Annotated in this window: 15 protein-coding genes; 12 read left to right on the plus strand and 3 right to left on the minus strand. The window is 54.4% G+C overall.

Annotated features, from left to right (window positions below):
• Nucleotides 1-153: 153 nt before the first annotated feature.
• Complete coding sequence (locus G516_RS24730) at nucleotides 154-372, minus strand: hypothetical protein (RefSeq protein ID WP_156879046.1); 219 nt, start codon at nucleotides 370-372, stop codon at nucleotides 154-156.
• Between the two features lie 69 nt (nucleotides 373-441).
• Entirely contained in the window at nucleotides 442-1908 is a 1467-nt protein-coding gene (gene putP, locus G516_RS0113420; RefSeq protein WP_028294078.1) for a sodium/proline symporter PutP, read from the minus strand.
• Between the two features lie 471 nt (nucleotides 1909-2379).
• On the opposite strand from putP, the gene G516_RS0113425 reads away from it, so the two are divergent.
• From G516_RS0113425 to G516_RS0113455, 6 genes are all read left to right on the plus strand, one after another.
• Nucleotides 2380-2850: an Lrp/AsnC family transcriptional regulator gene (locus tag G516_RS0113425; protein WP_028294079.1), complete on the plus strand. Its 471-nt coding sequence runs from the start codon at nucleotides 2380-2382 to the stop codon at nucleotides 2848-2850.
• A gap of 716 nt (nucleotides 2851-3566) precedes the next feature.
• Entirely contained in the window at nucleotides 3567-4592 is a 1026-nt protein-coding gene (locus tag G516_RS0113430) for a TRAP transporter substrate-binding protein (RefSeq protein ID WP_245582685.1), read from the plus strand.
• A gap of 133 nt (nucleotides 4593-4725) precedes the next feature.
• Nucleotides 4726-5259 (plus strand): TRAP transporter small permease subunit, encoded by a 534-nt coding sequence (locus tag G516_RS22520; protein WP_051219424.1) that lies wholly within the window; start codon nucleotides 4726-4728, stop codon nucleotides 5257-5259.
• The gene (locus G516_RS0113440; protein WP_028294081.1) at nucleotides 5256-6545 is read left to right on the plus strand and encodes a TRAP transporter large permease; all 1290 of its coding nucleotides are present in this window, start codon (nucleotides 5256-5258) and stop codon (nucleotides 6543-6545) included. Before G516_RS22520 ends, G516_RS0113440 begins: the two co-directional genes overlap by 4 nt.
• Nucleotides 6546-6660: 115 nt before the next feature.
• Nucleotides 6661-8043 (plus strand): cache domain-containing protein, encoded by a 1383-nt coding sequence (locus G516_RS0113450; RefSeq protein ID WP_028294082.1) that lies wholly within the window; start codon nucleotides 6661-6663, stop codon nucleotides 8041-8043.
• A complete protein-coding gene (locus tag G516_RS0113455; protein WP_028294083.1) occupies nucleotides 8040-8717 on the plus strand; it encodes a response regulator transcription factor in 678 nt (225 codons plus the stop codon). The genes G516_RS0113450 and G516_RS0113455 overlap by 4 nt, the downstream gene beginning before the upstream one ends.
• Nucleotides 8718-8745: 28 nt before the next feature.
• On the opposite strand, the gene G516_RS0113460 is transcribed toward G516_RS0113455, so the two are convergent.
• A complete protein-coding gene (locus G516_RS0113460) occupies nucleotides 8746-9420 on the minus strand; it encodes a LysE family translocator (protein ID WP_028294084.1) in 675 nt (224 codons plus the stop codon).
• A gap of 264 nt (nucleotides 9421-9684) precedes the next feature.
• Here G516_RS0113460 and G516_RS0113465 point away from each other — a divergent pair, with 264 nt between their 5' ends.
• The 6 genes from G516_RS0113465 (at nucleotide 9685) to G516_RS0113490 (ending at nucleotide 15377) form a co-directional block, all read left to right on the plus strand.
• Nucleotides 9685-10128, plus strand: coding sequence for a tellurite resistance TerB family protein (locus G516_RS0113465; protein ID WP_028294085.1), 444 nt, complete (start codon nucleotides 9685-9687; stop codon nucleotides 10126-10128).
• A complete protein-coding gene (locus G516_RS22525) occupies nucleotides 10125-10979 on the plus strand; it encodes a hypothetical protein (RefSeq protein WP_051219425.1) in 855 nt (284 codons plus the stop codon). The genes G516_RS0113465 and G516_RS22525 overlap by 4 nt, the downstream gene beginning before the upstream one ends.
• A 424-nt stretch (nucleotides 10980-11403) precedes the next feature.
• Complete coding sequence (locus G516_RS24735; RefSeq protein WP_156879047.1) at nucleotides 11404-12585, plus strand: hypothetical protein; 1182 nt, start codon at nucleotides 11404-11406, stop codon at nucleotides 12583-12585.
• Between the two features lie 51 nt (nucleotides 12586-12636).
• Nucleotides 12637-13740 (plus strand): hypothetical protein, encoded by a 1104-nt coding sequence (locus G516_RS0113480; protein WP_156879048.1) that lies wholly within the window; start codon nucleotides 12637-12639, stop codon nucleotides 13738-13740.
• Between the two features lie 124 nt (nucleotides 13741-13864).
• Nucleotides 13865-14677: an exodeoxyribonuclease III gene (xthA, locus tag G516_RS0113485; RefSeq protein WP_028294088.1), complete on the plus strand. Its 813-nt coding sequence runs from the start codon at nucleotides 13865-13867 to the stop codon at nucleotides 14675-14677.
• A 229-nt stretch (nucleotides 14678-14906) separates the two neighbouring features.
• Nucleotides 14907-15377 (plus strand): MarR family winged helix-turn-helix transcriptional regulator, encoded by a 471-nt coding sequence (locus tag G516_RS0113490; RefSeq protein WP_028294089.1) that lies wholly within the window; start codon nucleotides 14907-14909, stop codon nucleotides 15375-15377.
• Nucleotides 15378-15383 lie beyond the last annotated feature (6 nt).

Here is a 15383-nt window from a genome sequence, read left to right on the forward strand (position 1 = left end):
ATCTTCCTAAAGTGATCTATTTCACAGACCAAAGGAGCCGCTTTCTTACAAAACTCAAGAAAAAGCCTTAAAAAGCGATCAAAAAAGAGTCTAATGGCGCTTTGTAGAAATCATCAGAAAGCGTTATTTCGAGACTCAGATTTACCGTAATCTTCAACCAATTAAATGCACCACGAGAAAACACAACGCACACCATTGGTGCATTTTTAGGGTCTGGTTTTTCCTTGGTTTTTTCTTGGCATCAGGCCATGTATTCGCACCGCCATTCCTGCGACCGAATCCCAGACACCCAAAACCCAGACCCAAAAACCCAGCCACAAAAAAAGGAGCCGAAGCTCCTTTTTTTGAAATCATTGCCAGCGCAAGGTTCATCTTGCCAGCCGGCAATTCATGCCAGTTGTAGCAAGGCCAGCAAAAGCCAACCCGCTACAACCCGATGCATCAGCTCTTAACTTCAGCATCCACTTCGTCGAACTTCTTCTTGATGGAATCAGAAGGTTCGCTGGTCGCCAGAGACACACCAATGATGGCGATGGTAGCGAACAGAATGCCAGGCATGATTTCGTACAGGTCGAACCAGCCACCAGTCAGCTGCTTCCAAACCACAACGGTCACACCACCGATGATGATACCGGCCAGAGCACCTTGCTTGGTCATGCGCTTCCAGTACAGAGACAGGATCAGAGCAGGACCGAAGGCAGCACCGAAGCCAGCCCAGGCGTAGGAAACCAGATCCAGAACGCCGGAATCCGGGTTCAGAGCCAGAATGGTTGCGATCACAGCGATACCCACAACGGCGAAACGACCAACATTAACCAGCTGCTGGGCAGAGGCTTCCTTGTTGAACAGCGCCTTGTAGAAGTCTTCTGCCAGTGCAGAAGAAGATACCAGCAACTGGGAATCCGCAGTGGACATGATGGCAGCCAGAATCGCAGCCAGCAGAACGCCTGCAACAACCGGGTGGAAGATAGCGTCAACCATCACCATGAATACGGTTTCGTTGTCGCCCAGATCAGACTTCAGGTAAGCAATGGCGAACAGACCAATAGCGATGGAACCGGCCATGGAAACACCAGACCACAGTACCGCGATGCGACGTGCAGCCGGAACGTGATCCTTGCTCTTGATGCCTTTGAAACGCGCCAGAATGTGTGGCTGACCGAAGTAACCGAAGCCCCAACCAACCAGGGACAGGGTGCCAATCAGGGTAATGGAAGTACCGTCAGCATTGGTGAATGCGTCCAGCAGCTCAGGGTTTTTGGCAGCAATTTGATCGAACGCAGAGCCAACACCGCCCAGATCAGACAGCGCCAGAACAGGAACCAGAACCATAGCGCCAACCATCAGCAGGCCTTGCACTACGTCAGTCCAGGATACCGCCAGGAAGCCACCGAACATGGTGTAGGAGATAACCGCAACCGCGCCAACAACAACAGCCAGTTGGTAGTCCAGACCGAATACGGTTTCAAACAGTTTACCGCCAGCAACCAGACCGGAGCTGGTGTAGAACAGGAAGAACACCAGTACGAAGAACGCAGACACAACGCGCAGAGCATGGCTGTGGTCTTCAAAACGCTTTTCAAAGAAAGCAGGCAGAGTCAGAGCATCATCAGCGCGATGAGAGTAAACGCGCAGACGTTGTGCAACCAGCAACCAGTTGGCCCAGGTACCTACCAGCAGGCCACCAGCCAGCCAGAATGCACCGTAACCGGCGCTCATGGCGTAACCCGGCAGACCCAACAGCAACCAACCACTCATGTCAGATGCACCAGCACTCAAGGCGCTCGGGATTGGGCCAAGGTTACGGCCACCCAGTACATAGTCAGAGAGATCTTGCGTGCGACGATAAGCGACGATACCGATGCCCAGCATGACTGCCAGGTACAGTACAAACGTCAAAGTAACCATGGATAGTCCTCTTTCATTTTTTGATTATTGATTTAGGTATCACTTTTAAAGCATACCCATGTTTTTCAAGAGACATCCAACCAAAGCTGAGAACAGTTGATCGGTTTGTGCCCATGGGCGAAACAGACTAATGCAGACCCAATGGTCGAATTTCCTGATTCATTCTTTTTTATAGTGAAAAGGCGCTAAATTTTTACCAACCACCCAAAAATCGCACAAAAAAGCCGTTCGCAAAGATTTTTTCACTTTTGCATCACAAGAGTGCAACGAATGTTACATTTCAGGCCTTCCGAACTATTTAGGTGCATTATCATCAATATTGGATTCGCCTATGAAATACCCTAAAGAAGGAAAAAGGCCTGCCAAAAAACGGGAATTTGAAAGAAAGAACTACGACAGTGTTATTACAATGAGCCGCGTTCACCCCTATTCCAACAACAAGTGACCACCAAATAAAGAAAATAAAGCCAAATGGACTCCCAAGACAAACTCGACAAACTCGACATGGCTATTCTTCGTGAACTTCAGAAAAACGGCCGCATCACTGTAACTGAACTGGCATCCCGCGTGGGTCTATCAAAGACGCCCTGCCAGATCCGAATGAAACGCCTGGAAGAACAAGGCTACATTCTTGGTTACATGGCCCTGATAGATCAGAAGAAGCTGGGTACCAAGTACGTGGCCTTTGTTCAGGTTTCCCTGAGCGACACCCGCACCCGCGCCCTTAATGCCTTTAATGATGCAGTAAGAGCCATTCCGGAAATTGAGCAGTGCCACATGACGGCCGCAACGTTCGATTACCTGTTAAAGATCCGCACGTCAGATATGGAGTCCTATCGTGCGGTTCTGGGTGAAAAGATCTCGTCACTACCTTACGTTACCCAAACCAGCACCTTCGTGGTGATGGAAGACGTAAAAGACATCGAGTCCAAACTGCTGTAATCCAGAGAGTAAAACTCGAGGGCTGTATTTCCTCAGCCCAGCCTGCGCAGCGAGTCACACCGCTGCGCCGCCTTGCTCAATTGCACCGCTTGGCTCAATAAAGAAATAGCGACGACTGGCAATTCGCTCGCGATTGAAATCGCTCCTACAAAATATCGTCCTCACATCAACGTCTGTAGGAGGCAATTCATTGCCGAAAGCTGATGTGCCTGCAAAAGCACAGTGCCATCAAATACAACAATTCAGGCCATTTACCACCTGAAACCGCGTATTAGCCCAAAGTAGTATGCGCAACTTCCCTAGCGGACCGGCTCAAAATAGTCCATCTGACGCACCACCAATTCGAGTGAGTCATTACTCATCGAATGAACAGTTTTTCCTTGTGCTATCCCCCGTCAATACTGGCCTTTAGTAACTTTTGAAAGGCACAATTCAAGCTGGCCAAACTGCCTGAACTTCTAACAACCACGCAAACTACCTACGTACTTCTACTTGGTACTTTTACCAAGAAGACCAATAAAACTACGTATCACTACGCATACGTACCGCAGTCCTGCGAATAGCCGGATCAATGGTTAGACCACACTATTGCCACCGCTCACTAAGAAGCTGGCGTTGAACAACGTCGACGCCGATTGTGTTGAATAACCAAGGATAAGAATAAAATGATCAAGCTCTCCAAGCTCAAAACCGGCCTGCTGGCGGGTATTTGTGGCATGGTCGTCGCTGCTGGCGCCCAGGCTGCTGACAAGGTTTACCGTCTGAAGATGGCTGAAACCTGGCAAACCGATTTCCCGATTTTTGGTGATGCACCGCGCAACATGGCCGCCATGGCCGAGAAGATGTCCAACGGCCGCCTGATCATCACCATCGATTCCGCCAACAAGCACAAATCCCCATTCGGCGTGTTCGATATGGTACGTGCTGGCCAATATGACCTTGGCCACTCAGCGTCCTACTACTGGAAAGGCAAAGTGCCTAACACCCTGTACTTCACCACCATGCCATTCGGCATGACTGCTCCGGAACAGTACTCTTGGTTCTACCACGGTGGCGGTATGGAGCTGATGGACAAGGTTTACGGCAAATTCGGTCTGATGAGCTTCCCTGGCGGTAACACCGGTAACCAGATGGGTGGTTGGTTCCAGAAAGAGATCAACTCTCTGGACGACCTGAAGGGCCTGAAAATGCGTATCCCAGGCTTCGCTGGCGAAGTTGTGGCCAAGCTAGGCGTAAGCCCAACCAACATTGCCCCGGGCGAGCTGTACACCGCACTGGAACGTCGCACCATCGACGCACTGGAATGGGTAGGCCCATCTCTGGACCTGCGTATGGGCTTCCACAAGATTGCGCCGTACTACTACACCGGCTGGCATGAGCCTGCGACCGAACTGCAGTTCCTGGTAAACCAGCGCACCTGGAAGAAACTGCCAGCAGACCTGCAGGAAATCCTGCGCGTCGCGATGAAGACTGCGGCCTACGACATGTACATCCAGTCTTACCACGAGTCGGCTGAAAACCTGGCCGTAATCGAAAAAGACTACCCGAACGTACAGATCAAAACCTTCCCGGAAGACGTCATGGCTGCCATGCGCAAAGCCAACGACGAGCTGCTGGCTGAAAAAGCCAAAGGCGACGAGCTGGCGGCGGAAATCCTCAAATCCCAAGCCGACTACCTGCAAAAGGTTCGTGGCTGGACCGATATTTCCGACAAGGCTTACCTGAACTCCATCGCTCAGTAAGCTCATATCCGGTACCCTACGGCACCACAGGTGCCTGGGTACCTGCTGAACAGCTCGCTACCCGCGGGTTGTTCTCCCCATTCTGACCTCACCCGGTCTGTTCACCATCCCCGTCTACCCGGAGGGAGAGATTATGCTGGTTCGGCTGGAGCGGCTTATCAATCGCTTTTCCGACATGCTCGGTGTTGTATCCGCCGTGCTGTTCTTGCTGCTACTGGTCAACGTGTTTATCGACGTTGTCCTGCGCTACGCGCTAAATGTTGTTTATATCGGTGCCCAAGAAATGGAATGGCACCTGTACGCCGCCATGTTCATGCTGGCGATTCCCTACACCTTGAAAGAAGAAGGTCACGTACGTGTTGACCTGATTTACGAACGCCTGCCACAAAACTGGAAAAACGGCATCGACATCGCCGGTGGTTTTGTCTTCCTGCTGCCGTTCTGTCTGCTGGTTGGCTACTACGGCATCGGCTTTGCCCACGAAGCGTTCGAACTGGGCGAAACCTCTGGCGACCCAGGCGGCCTGCCTGCCCGCTGGATCATCAAGTCAGTGATTCCACTGGCCTTCTTTGCCACGGCAGTTTCCGGCCTCGGCATGATCCTCGCTGCCATTAACGAAATGCGCGGTGTAAAACACGAGCATCACGATAAGGAGGCCCAGCTGTGATCGGTATTATTATGTTTATTGTCGCCTTGCTGATGCTGTTGTTCGGCTTCCCGGTGGCATTTACCTTTGGCGGCGTGGCGCTGATCTTTGGTGTTCTGGCTGAAGGCCCGGACATGTTTGCCTTCATGCCCTTCCGCATTCAAAGCATCATGGAAAACGTCACCATGATGGCAGTACCCCTGTTTGTTTTCATGGGCATCATCCTGCAAAAAACCCGTCTGGCAGAACAACTGCTGGAATCCATGGGCAAGCTGTTTGGTGGCGTTCGTGGTGGTTTGGCAATTTCTACCGTTCTGGTGGGCGCGTTGCTGGCAGCTTCTACCGGTGTGGTGGGTGCGTCTGTGGTGGCCATGGGTCTGATTTCCCTGCCAGTGATGCTGAAGTACAACTACGACAAGGGCCTTGCCTGCGGCACCATTTGTGCCTCTGGTACGCTGGGCCAAATCATTCCGCCGTCCATCATCCTGATCATTCTGGGTGACGTGATGGGTATTCCGGTTGGCGACCTGTTCCAGGCCGCAGTGATGCCGGGCCTGATCCTGATTGGTATCTACGTGGTTTACATTCTGGCCTACTCCTTCATCAAGCCAGAAGCAGCACCCGCTATTCCGATGGAAAGCGATGAAACCAAGCGCGAGATGTACATCAAGGCGCTGAAATCCATTATTCCGCCACTGGCACTGATTCTGGTCGTACTGGGCTCCATCTTTGCCGGTATTGCCACACCAACCGAATCCTCCGCACTGGGCGGCGTCGGCGCTGTGATCCTGTCGGTACTGTATCGTCAGTTCAGCTGGAAAATGCTCTACGAGTCCTCCAAGGAAACCGTAAAAATCACCGCCATGGTGTTCGCTATCCTGCTGGGCGCAACCGCCTTCTCAATGGCCTTCACCTACACCGGTGGCGACTACATTGTTGAAGAAGTGCTGAGCAACCTGCCTGGCGGCGCGACCGGCTTCCTGATTCTGTCGATGCTGGCCATTCTGATTCTGGGCTTCTTCATCGACTTCGTAGAAATCAGCTTCATCATTGTGCCGATCCTGTATCCGGTTGCCGAAGCACTGGGCATTGCGCCGGTATGGTTTGCGATTCTGGTCGCCATGAACCTGCAGACATCGTTCCTGACACCGCCGTTCGGCTTCGCCCTCTTCTATCTCAAAGGGGTTGCGCCGCCGTCGGTACAAACCACCGACATCTACAAAGGGGTGATGCCATTCATCCTGATGCAGGCCGGTGTGGTTATTTCGATCATGTTCTTCCCGGAGTTCTACGGACTGGTGGACTGATCAAACCTGAGTAAACCGCAACAAGCACAACCGGATGGCCCACAGGCTGTCCGGTTGTGTTTTCAGAAAATGGCGATATAACACCAACAATGACGCCTGAGCCTGAAGTACGCCCATGCCCAACCTCTCACTGAAAGCCAAAATCCTGTTACTAACGATCCTGCCGATGCTGGTGTTATCACTCACCATCAGTTGGTTGTATCAACGTCAGGCCCGCGAACTGGCCGAGCAACAGGTTGCCATTTTTCAGGAAAACCTGATGTCGAGCCGCCGCGAGGCGCTCAAAAACCATGTGCAGCTGGCGATGAACTCGATCCAGCCGGTACTGGAGCAAATGGACAGCGGCTTGCAGCGTTCGCTGGCCGAATACCGTATCAAGCACCAGTTGCGAGGCATGCGCTACGGCAGCGACGGCTACTTTTTTGCCTACAGCCCTGATGGCACCAACCTGGTACACCCTACTCAGCCAGAGTTGGAAAACCAGAACCTGTTCGACATGCAGGATGAAAACGGCCAATTCGTCATCCGCGATCTGCTGGAACTGGCCTACAGTGGCGGCGGTTATTATCGCTATCACTGGCGCAAGCCAACCGCCGGGTCCGACGTCAACAAACTCTCATACGTGATCGAAATTCCCGAGTTGGGCTGGATGATGGGCACCGGCCTGTACGTTGATGACATCGCCGAAGAAATTGCCCTGCTGGAAGAAAAAGTCGCCAGTAATGTCCGCAAGAGCTTCTGGGCCAGCACAATTCTGTTGATTGCCACGCTTTCTACTGTGGTCTTGATTGTGACGCTGGTGAATATGCACACCACTCAAATGGCCGACCAGCGGCTGCAGGAACTGGCCAACCGCTTTGTGACCTTTCAGGTGATCCAGCGCCGTAACTTCGCCCGCGAACTGCACGACGGCATTAACCAGCTATTGGTGTCAGCCAAGCTGCGTCTTAATTTGGCCAACCGCCAATGGCCCGATGACAAGGCCCAGGACCACCTCGACAAGGGCGCAGAGCAACTCAACATCGCCATTCAGGAAGTGCGCCGTATTTCTCATAACCTGCGGCCGGTGCTGTTGGATGATCTGGGGCTGGAAGCCGCATTGCACGGCCTGCTGGACGAGCTGGAAGAACAAACCGACATAGGCACCCGCCGCCGCATTCGGCTGCCCAAGGAGCGCCTGCCCGACGCCATCGAAATGACCATTTACCGCGTCGTGCAAGAAGCCATCACCAATATTCGCAAGCACGCTGAAGCCAGTCAGGTGATACTCAGTGTTACCTGTAGCACACAGAAACTTACACTGCTAATGGGTGATAATGGACGTGGATTTACAGTTAACGCTGAAGATAACAGCGGCATCGGCCTGATGAACATGCGTGAACGGGTCGAGCTCCTAGGAGGAAAGTTCAGTGTCCGCAGCAACAGCAGCAAAGGTACACTGATCAAAGCTGAACTGCTGATGAATCCGCAGAGCAATAAGAACAAGGAACTCCCATGACCACCTCTGAACGACCTACCATCCGGTTGCTGATCGCCGACGATCACCCAATGGTGCGCGAAGGCCTCAAGGCCAGCCTGGAAATCGAGCAATACATCGAGGTTGTTGCCGACGTCAGCAACGGCAAAGAAGCACTGGAACAAACCGCCACCCATAAGCCCGACGTGGTGTTGCTGGACATCTCCATGCCAGTGATGGGCGGACTGGAAGCCTGTGAGGCCTTCCGCGAGCAGTTTCCGGATACCCGCCTCTTGATTGTCACTATGCACGACAACCGCGAATACATTTTGAAAGTGGTACAGGCCGGAGCCGCAGGCTACGTGCTGAAAGACGTACCAACCGAAGAACTGCTATTGGCCGTACAAACCGTGCATCAAGGCGGTACCTACTTCAGCTCCAGCGTTGCCAAAACCCTCTTCAGCGAATTCGGCAACACCAGCAGCAGTCGAGGTGCCAGTCACAATGTCAGCCATGCGCTAAGCCCACGGGAAACCGACGTACTGGCACTGTTGAGCGATGGCCTCTGCAACAAGGAAATCGCCAGCGAGCTGAGCATTTCGGTGCGCACTGTTGAAGCCCACCGACTGAAGATCAAACAAAAGCTCGGCATCAGCAACTCAGCCGGACTGGTGCGTTACGCGCTGGAAAACGGCATCAGCAGCAAAACCGCCTGAGCCGTATTCACCCCGACAAAAGGCGACATCAAGCCAGCTTTGATGTCGCCAACCGCACTGCCAAGCCGATAAACACCACACCAGCAAGTCCATCCAGAATACGTCTGGCATTGACCGTGCGAAGCAACTTGCCGCCTACCCGGTCCGACAACACCGCCAGTGTCGAAAACACCAACAAAGCCGCCAACATAAACAACAGCGAAAACAGTCCAATTTGCAGTGCAGACGACGCCAGCAGGCCCGTGGCATTAGGGTCCAGAAACTGCGGCAGAAACGCCAGAAAGAAAATAAACACCTTCGGATTGGACAGGTTCATCACCACGCCGCGTCGAAACAAACGCCCGGCACCGCTGATTTTTTCCTGACCTCCAGCCAAATCACCGGATTCATCCGCGTCGGCATCGGCAGCTGCCGGCCGTGCAGCGGCTTTCAGCGCATTAAAACCAATCCAGACCAACCAGCCAGCGCCTAACCACTTCAGTACCATCATCGCCGTTGGCGACGCCAGCAGAATAGACGCCACCCCCAGGGCCACCAGCAAGCCATGGCCAACCAGCCCCGAACACAGCCCCAGTGTCGTGATCACACCGGCACGCCAGCCTTTGGTCGCCGACACCGATATCACGTAAAGATTATCCGGCCCTGGCGCCAGCGCCAGCAGCACCGAGGCAACAAAAAATGACAACAACAATTGAATTTCCATCGATGAAACGACTCCTTTTATTAACTAGCAGTAAAACGCGGTCTGCATTAACCCAGCCTCTCTGCGGCGTTAGCCGGAGAGCCATTGGATCGTTCTTGAAAAGCTCATAAGCGACCCAAGATTTTGACACACGGCATAACGGCTGATAGAACGGCTACAATCCCGCTGTACTATCCCGCCGAACAAGCCCACCGGTATTAGACCAGCGAATCTGAATTCCCGACAGCCTGCCAAGGTTGTAATCGTTACAAGAGTATTCCCGCCATGTTGAAACAACTGATGAGTTTCTTCACCGAGGAAGCGGACAAAAAGCCCGCCGACAAATACACCCTCGACCTGTCTGCTGCGGCCTTGATGGTCGAAGTGATGAAAGCCGACCACTACATTGATAACGCCGAGCGCAAAGCGTTGAAGGCCTCCATCAATGAGTTGTTTGACCTCAGCGAAGACGACGTACTGGAACTGATGGCACAGGCCGAAGGCGCCAGTGACCAATCGGTCGACCTGTTCAAATTCACCGAAGTCGTGCACGCCCACTTCAGCGTGCAACAAAAATACGACCTGATGGTGGGTTTGTGGCGCGTTGCCTACGCCAGTGACGGCATCGACAAGTACGAAGAACACATCATTCGCCGCATTGCCGACCTGCTGTACATTCCTCACAGCGAATTCATTCGCGCCAAACAGCTGGCCAGGCCTGACGCGTGATCACCGATCTGATTGAACAGTTCCGACAGCTGCAAGCGCAATTGCTGGAACTGAAACAGCACTTGCACAGCACCCAACCAACCCATTGGGTGCTGCTTTCGGAACGGGAATCCAGCTACGTTCAGGGGTTGGACTTCGCCGCCGACCTTATCAGCGACCTCTGGTATCAGGACCAGCAGGACGGCCGGGAAACCCGCTCTCGTCATGGCCTGATTTTGGCGGATGCCACCAGCGTGGCCTTGATAGAATCCATCAACCAGACCAAGGACGACTTCCGCGCGGCGGTGAATGCCGAAAAGCAGGATGCACCGCATTGGAAGCAGGCCTTTGAACAACTGTGCGAGCAGCCCGCACCCCTGCGCGACAAACTGCAAAACGTCGGCCTCAGCCGCATTCACCTGAAGCAGTGTTTTCGCCATATTCCGCTGTTGCAACAAGCACCGCGAAAAGTGGGTTTCAGCTGGTACGTCAACGGCCGCAGCATCAAAAAGCTGACCCTGAAACAAGCCGAAGACAAACTGCTGGAACTGGGCGAAGACAAGGCCCACATCCAGATCCAATTGCAGAAACTCGGACAACTGCCACCAGCCACCGTACTGGCACAGATGCAAACACTGGCCCCGGTGGTCAGAGCCAACCTCGTCTTTGGCAGTGGCGACGACGTTGTGCGCAAAGCCATGAACGTTTCGATGCCGATCTTTGTACCAGCAGCCTCCGGCCGCGGGCCGTTGCCAGAACACAACCTGATCAGCCCGGAACCGCCAGAAGGCCGAACCCGACAAGCCCGTGGCGACCAACGCCTGCAAGACGAGCCTTTCCTGCCAAGTATTCGGGGTTATCTGTACAGATAGTCGTGCCGTTACCAGTGCCGTTAGAAGTACCGGTACACGTGGCGCAGTTTGCCGTTACAGCAACACAATCTGCGCCATCCTCTCGCCACCAGCCAATTACACACCATTACATTGAGCGGATAAGCCCGCCTGAACAACGCCCACCAGACATTCAAAAGTCGCTCCCCCCGCCAGCGTGTTTTTCCCGTCAGGAAGCAGTAGCCGCTGACGTAAAACATTAATGACAACAGCGACACAAAAGTCACTCTAAAGAACGATTTTCACCCGCCACGTTGTCCATGACCGAGCCATGAAGCACAACCCATCATCCGCATTGCCAAGCGCCTCAACAGCAACCAAAGTTCTGATCAGACGGTTTCAAAAACAACTGACCGCCGCTCAATGACAACAGAGTCACCAGCGGCACCAAGCGCAGATAGTAATAATGATAAAAACACCCAGGATACTGGCTGCTGCCTTACTTACGTCATCAATCGCACTGGTCTGGCTGGCCGCTAATAACGGCTCCAACAGCCACGTCCACAATCCAAAAGATGAGCCTGCTCCGCAAAACGTCACCACCAGCTCCGACGACTCCAGACTACAACCTTCTTGGGCAACAGGCAGCAAAGTCCAGAAATCAGCTCTGACACCAAACCAAATATCAGGCCAAACATCAGGCCAGACAGGCAGCGTACTTCAGCTGGACCCTGCGCTGACTAGCACATTCCAGAACGTCGCCGCAGGCTATGCAGTCACCAGCCAGTTCCCATCCTGGTCGGTGCCGCTGGATCAACATCAAACCGATTTACTCAATCCCAACGGCGAGTCCCTCAACCATCGCGACCTAACCCCAGCAGGACTTCCCCTGTCCATCAGCATGGCGCTGTCGGCTTATCGCTATGCTCCCGGCGAAATCATCGAAGGTGCAGTCAGCCTCAGTGGAGATGCTGACACTCTTCGACGGGTTCGCAACGTATCGGTCGCCATCACAGACAGCCGGTTACGGCCTATAAAAGAGCTAAAGGCGATACAGGCCTCACAAACAGGCTCAAACAGCACATCGGCAGGCACACGTTGGGAAACCCACATCGCCGCCGACCCGGAATGGCCACAACAACTGAACTACACCACCGTGGTCACCCTGAACGACGGCCAAACCGTCAGCCAAAGCTCGCCGTTTCAGGTAACGGCCTGGTCCGCCATGATCACCGGGGTTGGCAGCCACTGGCAGGAGGGCAACGAATTGGTTATCCCGGTCACCGTCCGCGATGCCAGTCCGGGTTACTACAAACTTGGTGCCGCGCTGTTTGATCAGCAACAGCAACCAGTGGCGTATTTGCAAGGTAAGCAATCGCTCAGTGGCAGCAGCGGCACCATCAAATTGCGTGTATGGGGTTCGTTGCTGCAACAGCTGGAGCAACCTCAAAAATTGTGGCTTGGCAGCTTCCAATTGCGCAATGTGCCCAGCCGCCCCGGCAGCCCAATCCAGTGGGGCCACAGCCAACAAGACCGTTATCCGATTTCCACCGTCGACCCAGCCCGGTTCGATGCCGAGCCCTATCAGGACGAACAAGCCCAGGCACGTCTTGAATTTCTGCAAGCCCTGGGCACTCCGGCCCATTGATGCCAATAACAATCACAAACCATCAATCACATACAAGCAGAGGGATGTTCCATGCCCAACTACCAAGACTGCCACGTAAACAACAACCCCAAACGGCAACGCCGCTGTACCACAGCAACGCTATCGGCCATGGCCCTGACGGCTGCGCTATGCAGTAGTCCAGCCAGCGCCCAGCTGGGCGGCAAAAACCTGATTCTGGTGCACGGCTTCAGCCCGGACCAGATTATGTCCGATGAGGTTTCAGAAGCCCGGGTGGTCACCGACGCCGACAGCTATTGGGAAGATTTCTGGAATCAGCACAGCGACGATCGCCTCGACTGGTCGTCCAAAGAACGTATTGAAGGCGGCATCGCCAACCGCGCCTATAACAAGGTGATTGAATGGGCCAGCACCGGCTTCTGCAACGATGGTTGCGTTATTGTCACCCACTCAACCGGCGATCTGGTGACCCGCTACATGCTGGAAAATCAGGACGTCTGGACCGAGGCCGCAGGATACCCTCCGCTGAACGTACTGGCCGTGTTTGACTTTGCCGGTGCCGGTGGCGGCTCCGAGCTGGCAGACCTCGCAGTGGACACCATCGATGGCGACGGCCTGGTGAATTCCGCCATTCGCGGCATGCTATCCCTGTGGCTGGGCTTTGACCCCAGCGGGCAACAACTCGGGGTGGTTCACGACTTGCGACCCGCCAACGCCCGCAACCTGGCCACCGCGCCGGGCTCTGTGCCGCATTTACGCTTTGTGGGTGGTGGCACCGAATACCTCGGCACCACCGACCTCTACATTCCCGGCAGCGATGACGGCGTGGTGTCGCTGCACTCGGCTTGTGGAGCGCCGGCTCAGGCGGAGTACGATTCCTGCGTGAACTACCGCGACCTCAATGGCGAATCCGGAACGGTATCGGCACCGGCATCGTTGCGTTACAACTACTACCCGATCCTGATGGGCGACAGCACCCACCACGGCGGCACCATTGGCACCCAAACCGGCGTGGAGCTGAGCTACGTGACGGCCAGCATCGATACCGGCGTCAGCGTTAACCTGTCGACCCAACGCTATACATCGGGATGGTGGTTGTGGAAACGCCAATACGACACCGTCACCGGCTCGGCCGACCGCAGCATGTCTGAAACCCTGTTCAACTCAGTGCAATAACCCCGAGCCTTGAAACGGCTGTTGCCAATGGGCGTCTATCACACTCATTGGCAGCCACTACTGGCCGCGCCTCCTGTGAATGGTAAACTGCACGCTTTTAACAGAACGCCATTCGGACAATTCCATGACCACCATCGTCAGCTTTAACATCAACGGCATTCGTGCCCGTCAGCACCAGCTTGAAGCCATCAAGGAACACATCGACCCGGACATCATGGGTTTGCAGGAAACCAAGGTGCACGATGAGCAATTTCCGCTGGCGGATGTTGAATCACTGGGTTGGCACGTTGAATTCTTCGGTCAGAAAAGCCACTACGGCGTCGCACTGGTCAGCAAGACCAAACCGGTTTTTGTTCAGAAAGGCTGGCCATGGGACGACGAAGACGCCCAGAAGCGCCTGATTCACGCCCGCTACGAAATCAACGGCACCACCTACGACGTACTGAACGGCTACTTCCCGCAAGGTGAAAGCCGCGACCACGAAACCAAATTCCCGGCCAAGGAGAAGTTCTACGCCGACCTGATGCGCTACCTGAACGAAAACTTCAGCGCCAGCGACAACGTGGTGGTGATTGGCGACATGAACATTTCTCCGGAAGACACCGACATCGGCATTGGCGAACCCAACCGCAAGCGCTGGCTGAAGCAGGGCAAATGCTCCTTCCTGCCAGAAGAGCGCGAGTGGTACCAAACCCTGCTGAACTGGGGCCTGTCCGACAGCTACCGCAAGCATTACCCAACCAGCACCGACTTCTACAGCTGGTTCGACTACCGCTCCAAAGGCTTCGACGACGACCCGAAACGCGGCCTGCGCATTGACCACATTCTGGTTACCCAGCCGTTGCTGGAGCGTTGCACCGACGCTGGCGTCAGCTACGACATCCGTGGTTTGGAGAAACCCTCCGACCACGCGCCTATCTGGTCCAACTTCGAGTAAATCGAACCCGGCTGCATCGCTATTGAACCGCGATGCAGCCCTGCCTCCCGCCATGCAGAGCAGGTGTAGGAGGGAATTTATTCCCGATAAGGTCAACGAGAGTATCTAGAGCAAGCTCTCTCCCACACCTGACTCTCGAGGCTACGCGCCCCGCTCACTCCCGACTCCCAAAACCCGCCCTTAATAAATTTGATTTGCAATTCAAACTAAATGCCGACACCATCAAAGGATGAACAACGCCGATAACCTCCGTGCCCGCTTTGGCATCAAGTTTTCCCTGCTGGCGCGCCAATGGCGACGCGTAATGCAGGCGCATCTGGCCCGCTCCGGCATGACCGACACCACCTGGGTGCCGCTGATGCATTTACGCGACCATCCTGACGGCATTCTGCTGAAAGAGCTGTCGCTACTGGTTGGCGTCGACAGCTCCAGCCTGGTGCGCATCATCGACAAACTGGATCGCGATGGACTGGTTGAGCGCAAGCGCGATGAAACCGACGCCCGCGCCAAGCAAATTCTGCTCACCCAGCATGGTCACCAACGGGTTGCTGCTATCCAACAGCAGCTGGCTGTTGCAGAGCTGGATATCCTTGGCGGTTTAACAGACGAAGACATCGTACAAATGTCAGCGTCCCTGCGCCACATTCAGCAAAAATTGACCGACTTCGAACACGCCGAACCGACACCCCATAAAGACTGACTTCAG

This window comes from Oceanobacter kriegii DSM 6294 (assembly GCF_000422845.1).
In the GTDB taxonomy this organism is placed as follows: domain Bacteria; phylum Pseudomonadota; class Gammaproteobacteria; order Pseudomonadales; family Oceanobacteraceae; genus Oceanobacter; species Oceanobacter kriegii.

Bases quoted from the DNA above. Each gene is read 5' to 3' on its own strand.
- G516_RS24730 (WP_156879046.1), bottom strand. From the start codon at position 372: ATGAACCTTGCGCTGGCAATGATTTCAAAAAAAGGAGCTTCGGCTCCT.
- putP (WP_028294078.1), bottom strand. From the start codon at position 1,908: ATGGTTACTTTGACGTTTGTACTGTACCTGGCAGTCATGCTGGGCATC.
- G516_RS0113425 (WP_028294079.1), top strand. From the start codon at position 2,380: ATGGACTCCCAAGACAAACTCGACAAACTCGACATGGCTATTCTTCGT.
- G516_RS0113430 (WP_245582685.1), top strand. From the start codon at position 3,567: ATGGTCGTCGCTGCTGGCGCCCAGGCTGCTGACAAGGTTTACCGTCTG.
- G516_RS22520 (WP_051219424.1), top strand. From the start codon at position 4,726: ATGCTGGTTCGGCTGGAGCGGCTTATCAATCGCTTTTCCGACATGCTC.
- G516_RS0113450 (WP_028294082.1), top strand. From the start codon at position 6,661: ATGCCCAACCTCTCACTGAAAGCCAAAATCCTGTTACTAACGATCCTG.
- G516_RS0113455 (WP_028294083.1), top strand. From the start codon at position 8,040: ATGACCACCTCTGAACGACCTACCATCCGGTTGCTGATCGCCGACGAT.
- G516_RS0113460 (WP_028294084.1), bottom strand. From the start codon at position 9,420: ATGGAAATTCAATTGTTGTTGTCATTTTTTGTTGCCTCGGTGCTGCTG.
- G516_RS0113465 (WP_028294085.1), top strand. From the start codon at position 9,685: ATGTTGAAACAACTGATGAGTTTCTTCACCGAGGAAGCGGACAAAAAG.
- G516_RS24735 (WP_156879047.1), top strand. From the start codon at position 11,404: ATGATAAAAACACCCAGGATACTGGCTGCTGCCTTACTTACGTCATCA.
- G516_RS0113480 (WP_156879048.1), top strand. From the start codon at position 12,637: ATGCCCAACTACCAAGACTGCCACGTAAACAACAACCCCAAACGGCAA.
- xthA (WP_028294088.1), top strand. From the start codon at position 13,865: ATGACCACCATCGTCAGCTTTAACATCAACGGCATTCGTGCCCGTCAG.
- G516_RS0113490 (WP_028294089.1), top strand. From the start codon at position 14,907: ATGAACAACGCCGATAACCTCCGTGCCCGCTTTGGCATCAAGTTTTCC.